This is a genomic window from Mucilaginibacter roseus (assembly GCF_021215455.1).
Lineage (GTDB): Bacteria > Bacteroidota > Bacteroidia > Sphingobacteriales > Sphingobacteriaceae > Mucilaginibacter > Mucilaginibacter roseus.
The window spans coordinates 544,946-557,014 of sequence record NZ_JAJPWV010000002.1; the positions used below are offsets into that span (position 1 = coordinate 544,946).

Sequence of the window (12,069 nt, forward strand, 5' to 3'; positions counted from 1 at the left end):
TTGCTGCATGTAATATGTATGTGATGAACTTTTTACAACCTGATACGTTGCTTTAGTATGGATTCAGATCAAATACATTACCGCTACTATAATAAGCAAACCAACGAGACGCTATGCATTCATTCTCTCCGGTTAGATCCAGACCTGAACATTGATACCATGCTGCGCTCAAAGTTTGATGAACTACTTGCCAAACATCACTTACAGGCTAACGAAGTAGGCATGGAGAGCATTGACAATCCGGCCGAAGCTAACGAATTTTGTTAAGCGTTGGCAATATGCTTGCGTACCTCGGGCGCTACTTTGGTACCGTATAACTCAATGTTTTTTAACACCTGCTTATGCGGTGTATGCCCGGTTACCAATTGTGCCAAAAAACGGGTATTGCCAAACAGTTCATATTGTTCCAGTATCTTTTCAACAGCATGTTGTGTATCACCAACTACAAGCGGACCTTCCTCACGCAGGTAATTGAATGATTCACGTGTCATGGCCGACCATCCCCTATCCCTGCCAACACGGTTCATTAACGCCTCGTATGACGGATAGAAATCATTTTGCGCCTGCTGCGTACTATCAGCCACATAAAATTGTGAACTTATACCCAACTGCAATTTACTTACATCATGACCGGCCTTTTCAGCTGATTCACGATAAAGCTCAACAAACGTTACAAAATGCCGGGGCGAGCTGCCTAAGATCGCGATGATCATGGGTAGACCTAAAGCACCCGCTCGCTTGGCAGAGGCAGGTGTGCCGCCTACGCCTATCCAAACCGGTAGCTTTTGTTGCAAAGGTCTCGGATAAACGCCCTGCCCTTTTACAGGTGCCCTGAATTTGCCTTCCCAGTTCAGTTTTTCACTTTCATTTATTTTGAGCAGCATATCCAGCTTTTCACTGAACAGCTCGTTATAATCGTCCAAGTCGAAGCCGAACAGCGGAAACGATTCAATAAACGATCCTCTGCCCGCAATTATTTCAGCCCTTCCGCCGGAGATTAAATCAACGGTTGCAAAATTCTGAAAGGTACGTACCGGATCAGCCGAGCTTAATACCGTTACCGAGCTGGTGAGCTTTACGTTTTTAGTAATAGATGCCGCAGCTGCCATAAAAACTTCGGGCGCCGAGATTACAAAATCCGGGCGATGGTGTTCGCCAAACGCAAATACATCCAGTCCAACTTCATCGGCAAGTTTTACCTCTTCAAGCAGTTGTTGAACACGTAAACGCGCATTTACCGCGCCGCCTGCTTTATTATCCGGCGTAACTTCGCCAAAGGTGCTTATACCTAATTCCATTTATACTTTGTTAACTGAAGCGTGATTGGGCGGCCTGAAAATCTGTAACTCCTCGCCTTTACCGCGTATGCGTTGCGCCAGGCGCAGGCTTTGGTCGGATGTGAAATATTTGTAAGCCCAATTGATAAATATCTGTAATTTGTTTTTGATGCCCAATATCAGCATTAAATGTAAAAACATCCAAATAAACCAAGCAATGCGGCCTTTAAAGTGAATTTTCGGCTTTTCGAGATCGACAACCGCCTTACGCTTGCCGATTGTAGCCATTACGCCTTTGTTATCAAACTCAAAAGGCACAGGCGGATCGCCTGCTGCTAACCGGATCAGGTTTTTGGCCAGGTGCTCACCCTGATCGCCGGCCACACTGGCCAACTGTGGGTGCCCGTTCGGGTACTGGTCGGTTTCCATATAAGCGATATCGCCAATGGCATAAATATTACCTGAGCCTATTACCTTATTAAACCGGTCAACCTTTACCCGGTTGCCCCGCGCAACGTTTTCGGGCGGGATGCCCTCGGGCAGATTACCGCGCACGCCAGCCGCCCATATCACCGTTTTCACATTGATTATCTCACCGTTGTCTTCCACTATCCGCTCGCCATCAAACTCCTCAACGCCGGCACCGAGTTTAAGTATAATGCCTAAATCCTGTAAATACTTGCGTGCCTCGTTGCTTGACTTTTCGCTCATAGCCGAAAGCGGGTTCTTATTATGGTCGATCAGGTAAATGTGCATTAAATCCCAGTTGAGCTCCGGGTAATCCTTTGGTAGTATATTCTTACGCATTTCAGCCAGGGCGCCGGCAAGCTCCACACCTGTTGGCCCGGCACCTACTATCGCAATGCTCATTATGCGGCTCTTTTCAGCATCATCATTAACTTCAAGCGCATCCTCAAAATTATTAATAATGCGGTTCATCAACCGCAACGCCTCAAAAGTGGTTTTCATTGGGAAGGCATGCGACTGTATTTGCTGATTACCAAAAAAATTGGTCTGCGTACCGGTGGCCAGAACCAGTAGGTCGTATTCAAAGTTGCAAATATCGGTTACCACCGTATTTATCTCCGGTTTTATTTCCTCAACCTCGGCAAAACGTATGCGTACATTTTTGCTGTTATGAAAGACCTTGCGTAGCGGGAACGATATGTTGCTGGCCTCTAAACTGGCAGTAGCAACCTGGTAAAAAAGTGGCTGAAACTGGTGAAACGTTACCTTATCAAGCAACATTATTTCGAACCCTTTTTTGTTATTTAACTCGCGGGCCAGTTTTAAACCGGCAAACCCCCCGCCTATGATAACTATCTTCATATGGTAAACGCCTTAAATACATTACCACAAAATTTGCTAATAAGTTTTGGATAACTACACTAATAATACAAAATTGACATCCATTTCATTATAAAATGATAATCAGTCAATATAATATCGTTATTCATCAAGTTGTTTAAAATTGATTGTTTACTAAAAAGCCCCTCAATTTACATTGAAGGGCTCTGTTCTATTTAGTTCTGCTTAAAGCGTTTTGCCATCTGCATCAAGCTCCACAATCGGGTAACCTAATTTTTGCAGACCTGATAATACTTTGGCTTTATCGCCAACTACCAGTATCACCATATTATCCGTGTTGAGGTATTTCTTTGCCAATGCGTTGATCTCCGAATTATTGATGCCGGAAAGAATCTTGTTCTGCTCATCCACAAACGTTGGCTTTAAATCGTACTCCATCAACATAGACAGGAAGTTGGCTTTTTGTCCGTTAGTTTCATACTTACGGGCATCGCTCTGGCCTATCGACTGCTTGGTGAATGCAAGTTCATCATTAGTTATACCGGCGGCATTGTAATTTTTGATCTCCTTGATAAACTCTACTACAGCGCTGTCAGTTGATGAGGCACGTACACCCGCACTTGCAGTAAAGTTACCACCAAATTTGCCCGATGCGAAACCAGAACGGGCACCGTAAGTCCAGCCCTTGTTTTCGCGCAGGTTCATATTGATACGGCTGTTAAATGCTCCACCTAAAATGTAGTTGGCTATGCCCAGTTTATAATAGTCTCCGGTAGCATCATAGTTAAGGCCGCTCAGGTAACCAATGCGTATTTCTGATTGCGCTGCGTTAGGTACGTCAACCAAGTACAGCGTAGTTTTATCAAATGATTTACCGCCCGCAGGTTTTGGTAAATCAACCTTTTTATCTTTCCAGGTGTTCAGGAAGGCCAGCTTGGTTTTCACCGCAGCTTCGCTGATATCGCCTACCACAACAACTTTGGTTAATGATGGAACGAAGTAGCTATCATAGTAGTTCTGCACATCCTGCAAGGTTATACCCGGCACGGTTTGCTCGTTACCCTGAGTAGAGAAGGTACGCACGTTGTCAACCCCGTACAAAATTTTATTGTACACGCTTGATGCCACACCTGCCGGTTGAGTTTTAGCCTGTTTAAACCCTTCCATTATCTGCGTTTTGTTGCGATCGAGCGCTTCCTGCGTAAACTTAGGGTTGAACAGTTTTTCCTGTAGCAACGCAACGGTTTTGTCGAGGTTTTTAGTTAGTGATGACACCTCTATCGAGATGTTATCATTAGTTGCATAGGCACTGATATCGCTACCCAGTTTTTCCAGCTCGGCATTGTATTGCTCGGCAGTATAATTCTTAGTATCCTCGTTAAGCATACGGGCAACAATGTTGGCCAAACCTGCTTTTTGCGGATTGTTGATAGCCCACAAGCCACCACCATCTATCGACATAGAAATGGTTACCGTTGGTATCTCCTTGGTATCAGTACCTACCATGCGGATGCCGTTAGCGGTTTTAGCCGTCCATATAGCCGGAACTTTGATGGCAGGGTTGGCACCTGTACCTGGTACCCTGGCGCGATCAAAATTATCTTTAGCTTTAACATACTTCAAACCATTGTAGCCATAATCAGGGGCTTTATAGCCTGACTTGTCAATGGTATAATTATCAGGAGCTACCGCTTGTGCGGCGCCGCCTTTTGGCAATACGCTTAATATAACCGCTGGCTTGCCTTTTACATACTGATTATACACACGCATAACATCAGCCTTGGTTACCGAACGGATATCGTTCAGCTCGCGGCCAATCTGGTTGGGGTTACCGGTAAAGGTTTGCGCGGCTGCCAGTTCAGACACCTTGCCGCTGATGCTTTGCAGGCCGTTGATATAGTTAGCCTCGGCACTGGCTTTGAAACGGATCAGGTCATCATCGCTAACGCCTTTCTTTTCAAACTCGATCAGTGATGAATCAACCAGCTTTTTCATATCAGCCAGCGATTGGCCCGGGAACGGGATAACACGGATGCTGATCTCACCCGCAAGCTCGGTATTTGATGAGCCCATGTAAGCCTGGGCAGCCTTACGGGTCTTTACAAAATTTTTATAGAAGATGGAATTTTTGCCCTGGCCAATGATGTTTGAAAGCACATCAAGCGCTGACATATCTTTGACATACATTTTAACACCCGGGTAGCTAATGGACAGCAAAGGCAACTTGGCGTAATTGTCGGTGTAAGATACGTAACGGTCAGCCTTTAACACCGGTGCAGGCAGGTTAACGTTCTTAACTTCCGGCCCTTTTGGTATGCCGCCAAAATATTTGCTTACCCATGCCAGCGTTTGTTTGGTATTGATGTCGCCACCAATGGTGATGGTAGCGTTGTTTGGCCCGTACCAGCGTAAAAAAAAGTTCTTTAAATCGGCCAGGCTAACCGCGTTCAGCTCCTCAATGTAACCGATGGTTAACCATGAATACGGGTGGCCATATGGGTATAATGATCTTGATGAATACTCGCCTACCAAACCGTAAGGACGGTTATCATAATTCTGTCCGCGTTCGTTTTTTACCGTCGCGCGTTGCACCTCAAACTTTTGCTGGGTAACGGCATCAAGCAAAAAACCCATACGGTCTGATTCCAGCCAAAGCATTTTTTCCAGCTGATTAGCCGGTACAGTTTCATAGTAATTGGTACGGTCGCGGTTGGTTGAGCCATTAAGGGTACCACCTGCCGCGGTGATGATCTTAAAGTGATCGCCATTGGCCACGTGGTCAGATCCCTGGAACATCATGTGCTCAAAAAAGTGCGCGAAGCCTGATTTACCGATCTCCTCACGGGCTGAGCCAACGTGGTAAGTAACGTCAACGTGTACAATAGGGTCTGAATGATCTTCGGTTAAAACTACAGTAAGGCCGTTAGGCAATACGTATTTCTCATAAGGAATAACTAACTCGGTACCTTTGCGGGTGATTTTTTCAACGAGTTTAGGCTGCGCCTGCTGCGCATTAACGGTTAGCGATGCCGCCAATACCGACGCTGCAAGCAAGAGGCTTTTAAGAGGTCTGGTCATTTTTTTAGTATTTAATCAACTGTAAGTAACAACAAGGCCGGTTGCTGCCGTGCACTTGCCTGGGAAGGCATAATATTACGCAATTTAGCTACAAATACTTTGTAAAGGAGTTGTTACAAGTTAACTTACGCCCGCCTTTAAACTACGCTTCTTGTTATTGTAAAAACGCCGGCAAGAAATTATGTTAATGTTCAAAATTGACCAAAAGGCTTAGTATTGTGCGGAGCTATAGTGCTAACGCCATTTGCGCCGATTGCAAAATGCTATGGTGAGCGCCTTTATTTCCATCCACCCGGTAAACCGCTGTTTCAACATAGCGCGAGGCCACGGCCACATGCACATCACCGGCGTGCTGGTTAAAAAGTTCAAGCGCCAGCTCGGGTGAATTATTGTCTTTAGATAGATGCGATAATAGTAAGTGCGACATGAACGATGGTTTATGCTCAATAAAAAGCTGTAACGCCTGCGCGTTAGAAAGGTGCCCCTTGCCACCTCGAATACGTCGCTTTAAAAAGTAAGGGTACCGGCCGCTATCCAGCATCTGCTCATCATAATTCGCTTCTAAAAAAGCGGCGTGGCAAAGCTTAAAGTATTTGGTCAGGTTGCTGCATACGGCACCTAAATCTGTAAATACGCCTATGGTGATGTTTCTATCAGCCACAATAAAACTGTGCGGTTCGGCAGCATCATGTAGTTTTGTAAATGCGGTTACAGTCAAACTACCGATAGCAACCGGTTGGTGCTCGGTAAAGTTCATCACACAATCAAGCATCAATCGCCCATGCAGCATGGTACCCGGTGTTATGTATACCGGCAGCTTATACTTGCGGCAAAGTACGGCCAAGCCGCTGATATGGTCGCTATGCTCGTGGGAGATAAATATGGCCTTTACCTTAGTCATTTGCAGCCCAAGCCTGGCCATGCGGCGCTCCACCTCGCGGCAGGAGATACCCACATCAATAAGCACGGCCTCATGCTCGTTACCAACGTAATAACAATTGCCGTTACTGCCCGAATTTAATGCTGCAATGTATAATGACATCGCCACAAAAATACCGGATTGTTTTTTAGCTTGATAATTTTTTTAGCAAAAAAATATTAATCTTTTTTGCCGTATTGCTTGCGGCCATGTTCGGAATTATCATCGTTTTGTTTGACACGTATGGCAACAATCTCTTTAACCACAGCAGCCGGTAAACCCTGGCTGGCTTTAAACTGAATAGTGGTACCGTTTATTTTACAGCCGGGCAACCTATCTTTATACTGATCGATGAGCGTTTTACTTACGCCATAAAAGCCACAATGATTTTTGAAAGCAGCGAAATGCACCAGCATACCTTTGTATTTATAGGAGGGCATCTGGTAGCTGATGCATTCTTCTGCCTCGGGTGCAGCTTCGCGGATAGCAGCACGCAAGTTAGCAAGGGCGCTCCTGGCAGGCTCAGGCAGCGAAGCCAGGTATTCGTCAACCGTAGTGGCTATAAAAGGCTTTTCTTTGCTGTTCATTATTAACCGGCGTAGGCTTTTTCCAGCTCTGCGATATCAATCTTGATCATGCCCATCATGGCCTGAGCTACGCGTTGTGCCTTAACCGGGTCTTTATCCTGCATCAGTTCAATCAGCCGGGTAGGGGTTACCTGCCATGATACGCCGAACTTGTCCTTCAACCAGCCGCAGGCCGATTCGGTACCTCCATCGCCAATAAAAGTGTTCCAGTAATAATCCACTTCTTCCTGGTCCTCACAGTTTATCACGAATGAGATGGCCTCATCAAACTTAAACTGCGGGCCGCCGTTCATCGCCGCGAATTCCACGCCGTTCAATTCAAAGTAAGCTACCAGTACTGAGCCGGGCGCACCGGGCATACCCTCGGTAGCGCGCATAATGCTGATCGGTTTTGAATCTTTAAATACGCTCAGATAGTAGTTCATAGCTTCTTCGGCATTATTGTCAAACCAAAGAAAAGGCGCGATTTTTTGCATAACAGTAAGTTTATTGGTTAGATGATTTTGTTTATACAAACATACCCAGCTAACTGTTGAGGCGTGCTGTGCAAAAGCGACAGATAAAGGGGCTGCATGTGACAACCCACCCAACCCTCCCCAAGGGATGGCTAAAAAGAAAAGTCCTCTAAATTAGGTACTCCCACTTAGGTAGGATTATTCGCTTTAGTTATCTTTAACGGAGCTCATGAGGGCTTTGCCGTTTAGGAGAGGTGGATGTTTTTTCAAACTTTATGCTAAATTAGGCTCTCATTATACAATACCATGAGCACAAACAGACGAAATTTTATAGCAACAACAGCAGTTATGGCAGCATCAACAGCGGCATCGGCATTACCCTTAGAATTGGCAAAAAGTAAATATCCTATTGTTCACCATGTATTTTTCTGGCTTAAAAACCCGGGGTCAGTAGAGGATCGCGACAAACTGGTGGCCGGTGTTAAAGCCTTAGCTAAAATTGAAACTATTAAACAGATACATGTTGGCGTGGTAGCCAGTACCGAAAAACGCGACGTGGTTGATAATACCTGGGGTGTATCCGAACTGATGTTCTTTGCCGATCTGGAAGGACAGAAAACCTATCAGGATCATCCCATCCATCAGGAATTTATAAAGAACCATAGCCACCTTTGGGAGAAAGTAATTGTGTATGATGCTGTTGAGGCGTAGTTATTAAACTATCCTATCAATTAAGTTACATAATAATAAAGTTACATACTATCCTCGCCCTACCCTATTAAAAAGGGCACTTTTGCAGCATGAGAATGTTGATAAAGGGGATTGTGAGTATTTTATTACTAACTGCTACCACCAATTTATATGCCCAGCAAACCGGCTCGGTTACCGGTGTGCTTACCGATGCTGAAACCAACAAACCTGTTGAGTTTGCAACCGTTGGCTTATTTGATAAGGCTACCAACCAGCCGGTAAAAGGTGTACAAACCGGGTTGGATGGAAAGTTCGCTATCAACGGCCTTGCCGATGGCAGCTACCAGGTACGTATCACCTTTGTAAGCTACGCCAGCTTTACAAAGGATAGTATTATCATTAGCGCTGCGCAAAAGGTATTTAACCTAGGAACAATAAAGCTTGCACGCACCAACAGCTTGTTAAAAGAGGTGGTGGTTAAGGCGCAGCCTAACACTATACAGCTGGGGGTAGATAAAAAAACCTTTAGTGTAGACCAAAGCCTGGTGAGCCAGGGTGGTTCGGCTACTGATCTGCTGAGCAATGTGCCATCGGTACAGGTGGATGTGGACGGTAACGTGAACCTGCGTGGTTCAAGCAACGTGCGCGTGCTGATCAACGGCAAACAATCAGCTTTAACGGGCGGCAGCGTAAGCGATATTCTGCAATCATTACCCGCCAGCTCTATTGAAAACATAGAGGTGATCACTAACCCGTCGTCTAAATATGATCCGGAAGGGCAATCCGGTATCATTAACATCATCCTTAAAAAGAACGCCCGTGTTGGATTTAACGGACAAGCCGCATTTACCGCAGGTAACTATGATACTTATAACGGCAACCTTAACCTGGGTTATCAAACCGAGAAATTTAACCTGTATACCAACTACAGCTACCGCCATGGTAAAAGGGTTGGTAACGGTTATACCAACAGGCAAACCTTTATTGGTGCCGATACCTTGTTTCAAAATCAAACTCAGGATCAAAGTTTTGTGTTCGATTCGCATAATATCCGTGCAGGTATCGACTGGAACGCGGCCGAAAAAACTACAATCAGCTTGTCAGGTAATGTAAATACTCGCAAACGCGACCGTTTCCAAACCGGCGCAACTGACTTGTTTGGCCAGTCACGCACGCTTACCCAACAAACCGTACAAAATAACGTAAGCAATGGCAGCGGTACCAACTTTGATATTAACCTTGATCTCGATCAGAAATTTAAACGCAAGGGTGAGCAATTAACCGCCAATCTGGGCTACTCGCGCGGCGATGAGGATAATTACGATTACCTGAACACAGCGTATCGTTACTACGAACCTGTATCAGCAAGAAATTTTTTGCAGAACAACTATAATAAGGAAAAAGAGAATAACTGGAACATCCAAGCCGATTATGTACTGCCTTTTGCCGATAACAAAGGCCGGTTTGAGGCAGGTTACCGCAGTACTATTGCCAAAAATGATAATGATTATTTGGTTGATACCGCCTTTACCCAAGGTATGTTTCAGCGTGACCTGAGCCAAACCAACCGCTTTTTATATAAGGAATACATACATGCCGTTTACGCCAACTACCAGCGCCAGTTTGGTAAGTTTGGCATACAGGCCGGTGTGAGGCTGGAGGACGCCAACATTCGTACTTCGCTACAAGACAGTGCCGCTACTGTACGCAACAATCAGGATTATTTCAGGGTGTACCCGAGTATTTTCCTGAGTCAGAAACTAACCGACGCGCAAACCCTGCAATTAAGCTATACCCGCAGGGTAAGCAGGCCAAGGGAACGCCAGTTATCGCCATTTTTAGACAGGAGCGACCCGTTGAATTACCAACAGGGCAACCCGACATTGAGGCCTGAAGACACGCATTCATTTGAATTAAGCTACATAAATTACTGGAAGGCGCTTACGCTAACGTCATCATTATATTACCGACTTACCAATCAAAACTTTCAGCGCATCAGCGTGGCGTTGGACAGCAGCCGCACACTTACCCGTTTTGAGAATGTTAACAGCGCGCGTAACGCCGGTTATGAGTTGATAGCCAAATGGAACTTTTCGCAGGCATTTGATGTTACCGGTAACGTAAACGTTTATTACCGCCAGATTGACGGCGATGCCGATCTTGGCCTGCGCGAAACATCAGGTTATGCTTGGAATGCCAACATAACCGGTAACATAAAACCGATTAAAAAAGTAGGCGTGCAGTTGCGGTACGATTACCAGGGCCCGCAGGTAATTGCCCAGGGTAAAATGAAGGCCATGTACGGTTTAGATGCAGGTATAAAATATGATATAACCGATAAGCTAAATATTAGCGGTAACGTGCGCGACGTATTCAACACCCGCCGTTTCCGTTCGGAGATCAATAACCTTATTGGTCCGTACCCTTATTACCAGGAGTCGTCAAGGCGTTTCTCTATGCGTGTAATATCTTTTTCGATAGGTTACCGCTTTGGCTCAACCGGTCGCAAGAGCGAAAACAACAAAAAGCAAAACCGCGATCAAAATCAAGGTGATGTGCAGCCGGATGAAGGGATGAGGTAGCAGGTTTATTCCTGCCCTATCCTTAAGGATAAGGCTGGGATGAAAAATTTTCTGTCATCTCGACAAAGAAAGATACGTCGTTGATTTATAAATAAATATATTTTGAATTGTTGATATAGCTTTAAAGTAGTAAAAGTAGCTAAATAGCCACGCTCTTTACAACCACCCCTTACGCCTGAACCAGAAATAAATAAGCAGGGTGATGATTACCATTACACCCAACACCATCGGGTAGCCATAATGCGCACGGAGCTCAGGCATAAAATCGAAATTCATACCATAGATGCCGACGATGAAAGTTAACGGCATAAAAAACACCGAGAACACCGTAAGTATGCGCACAGTATCATTTGTACGCTGCGCGGAAACATTGAAATAAAGGTTAAGCAGGTGGTTTATGTTTTCAGAAAGGGCATCGTAAATATTTTGCAGGCGAACGTACATATCGCGGGTATCGCGTGTACTTACATCGCCGTCCTCGGCATCAATGGTATCAATTATATCGTAGGATAGCATGAGCATGCGCCGCACCAAATCGGCCTTGCGTTTTAAAAAGTACATACCTTTTAACAAAGGCGCTTTGCGTGTCCGCAAAAAAATCTGTTCCTCATAATATTCCAGGCTCCGAGAGAGGTGGTTTGAAGGCTCATCATACGTCATTAAGCAAGCCTTGATAATATTATTCAGCAAATGGAAGGAGCTGTGGCACTTGCCCTTTTTTACCTGTTCGCCCAGCATGTCTATCACCTTGTGCGGTTTTCGGTGAATAGTAACAATAAAATCCTTGGCGTAAAAAATGGCTATTTTATGTGTAAGTTGCTGCACGGTATCAGCCTCGGTAGCACGATTATCGGTATGTATTCTGAAGATGATAAAGGCGTAGTGCTCCATCTGCTCATATTTGGGCAGGTGGTCGGGCTGTAAGCTATCGTCTAACAATTCCTCATGCAGGCCATACTTTTCGGCCGTTGAATGAATTTCCTCATGCTGCGGATCGTAAATGTCAATCCATTCAAAATCGTTTTCCGGTTTGTTAGCAAGTTGTCTGAGCATTACACAAATAAAACTAATAACATCAACTTGCAAAATAAGTTCTTGCCAGTAGGCGCTGCTTTAATTTAAGATAATTACAAAACCTTAATCTTAAAAGCGCTGATTTAGAGTTTATTTAAC

The 12,069-nt window shown here is 45.0% G+C and carries 10 protein-coding genes; 3 read left to right on the forward strand and 7 right to left on the reverse strand.

Features of this window, described 5'->3' with window-relative positions; all coding sequences use genetic code 11:
• Nucleotides 1-57 precede the first annotated feature (57 nt).
• On the forward strand, nt 58-267 hold the full coding sequence (locus LT679_RS07270; RefSeq protein ID WP_232176797.1) for a hypothetical protein: 210 nt from the start codon (nt 58-60) through the stop codon (nt 265-267).
• Here LT679_RS07270 and LT679_RS07275 read toward each other — a convergent pair.
• From LT679_RS07275 to LT679_RS07300, 6 genes are all read right to left on the reverse strand, one after another.
• Nucleotides 264-1,298, reverse strand: a complete 1,035-nt coding sequence (locus tag LT679_RS07275) for an LLM class flavin-dependent oxidoreductase (RefSeq protein WP_232176798.1) — start codon at nt 1,296-1,298, stop codon at nt 264-266. The genes LT679_RS07270 and LT679_RS07275 overlap by 4 nt on opposite strands.
• Nucleotides 1,299-2,606 carry an NAD(P)/FAD-dependent oxidoreductase gene (locus LT679_RS07280; protein WP_232176799.1) on the reverse strand — a complete coding sequence of 436 codons (1,308 nt, stop codon included), beginning with the start codon at nt 2,604-2,606 and terminating at the stop codon, nt 1,299-1,301.
• 204 nt (nt 2,607-2,810) lie between these two features.
• Nucleotides 2,811-5,663 carry a M16 family metallopeptidase gene (locus LT679_RS07285; protein WP_232176800.1) on the reverse strand — a complete coding sequence of 951 codons (2,853 nt, stop codon included), beginning with the start codon at nt 5,661-5,663 and terminating at the stop codon, nt 2,811-2,813.
• Nucleotides 5,664-5,889: 226 nt separating this feature from the next.
• Nucleotides 5,890-6,705, reverse strand: coding sequence for an MBL fold metallo-hydrolase (locus LT679_RS07290; protein ID WP_232176801.1), 816 nt, complete (start codon nt 6,703-6,705; stop codon nt 5,890-5,892).
• Nucleotides 6,706-6,761: 56 nt separating this feature from the next.
• The gene (locus LT679_RS07295) at nt 6,762-7,169 is read right to left on the reverse strand and encodes an iron chaperone (protein WP_232176802.1); all 408 of its coding nucleotides are present in this window, start codon (nt 7,167-7,169) and stop codon (nt 6,762-6,764) included.
• A 2-nt stretch (nt 7,170-7,171) separates the two neighbouring features.
• Nucleotides 7,172-7,645 carry a VOC family protein gene (locus LT679_RS07300; RefSeq protein ID WP_232176803.1) on the reverse strand — a complete coding sequence of 158 codons (474 nt, stop codon included), beginning with the start codon at nt 7,643-7,645 and terminating at the stop codon, nt 7,172-7,174.
• A 285-nt stretch (nt 7,646-7,930) separates the two neighbouring features.
• Here LT679_RS07300 and LT679_RS07305 point away from each other — a divergent pair, with 285 nt between their 5' ends.
• Complete coding sequence (locus tag LT679_RS07305; RefSeq protein ID WP_232176804.1) at nt 7,931-8,335, forward strand: Dabb family protein; 405 nt, start codon at nt 7,931-7,933, stop codon at nt 8,333-8,335.
• An 89-nt stretch (nt 8,336-8,424) separates the two neighbouring features.
• Nucleotides 8,425-10,896 carry a TonB-dependent receptor domain-containing protein gene (locus tag LT679_RS07310; protein WP_232176805.1) on the forward strand — a complete coding sequence of 824 codons (2,472 nt, stop codon included), beginning with the start codon at nt 8,425-8,427 and terminating at the stop codon, nt 10,894-10,896.
• Nucleotides 10,897-11,052: 156 nt separating this feature from the next.
• On the opposite strand, the gene LT679_RS07315 is transcribed toward LT679_RS07310, so the two are convergent.
• A complete protein-coding gene (locus LT679_RS07315; protein WP_232176806.1) occupies nt 11,053-11,949 on the reverse strand; it encodes a magnesium transporter CorA family protein in 897 nt (298 codons plus the stop codon).
• Nucleotides 11,950-12,069 lie beyond the last annotated feature (120 nt).

Bases quoted from the DNA above. Each gene is read 5' to 3' on its own strand.
- LT679_RS07270 (WP_232176797.1), top strand. From the start codon at position 58: ATGGATTCAGATCAAATACATTACCGCTACTATAATAAGCAAACCAAC.
- LT679_RS07275 (WP_232176798.1), bottom strand. From the start codon at position 1,298: ATGGAATTAGGTATAAGCACCTTTGGCGAAGTTACGCCGGATAATAAA.
- LT679_RS07280 (WP_232176799.1), bottom strand. From the start codon at position 2,606: ATGAAGATAGTTATCATAGGCGGGGGGTTTGCCGGTTTAAAACTGGCC.
- LT679_RS07285 (WP_232176800.1), bottom strand. From the start codon at position 5,663: ATGACCAGACCTCTTAAAAGCCTCTTGCTTGCAGCGTCGGTATTGGCG.
- LT679_RS07290 (WP_232176801.1), bottom strand. From the start codon at position 6,705: ATGTCATTATACATTGCAGCATTAAATTCGGGCAGTAACGGCAATTGT.
- LT679_RS07295 (WP_232176802.1), bottom strand. From the start codon at position 7,169: ATGAACAGCAAAGAAAAGCCTTTTATAGCCACTACGGTTGACGAATAC.
- LT679_RS07300 (WP_232176803.1), bottom strand. From the start codon at position 7,645: ATGCAAAAAATCGCGCCTTTTCTTTGGTTTGACAATAATGCCGAAGAA.
- LT679_RS07305 (WP_232176804.1), top strand. From the start codon at position 7,931: ATGAGCACAAACAGACGAAATTTTATAGCAACAACAGCAGTTATGGCA.
- LT679_RS07310 (WP_232176805.1), top strand. From the start codon at position 8,425: ATGAGAATGTTGATAAAGGGGATTGTGAGTATTTTATTACTAACTGCT.
- LT679_RS07315 (WP_232176806.1), bottom strand. From the start codon at position 11,949: ATGCTCAGACAACTTGCTAACAAACCGGAAAACGATTTTGAATGGATT.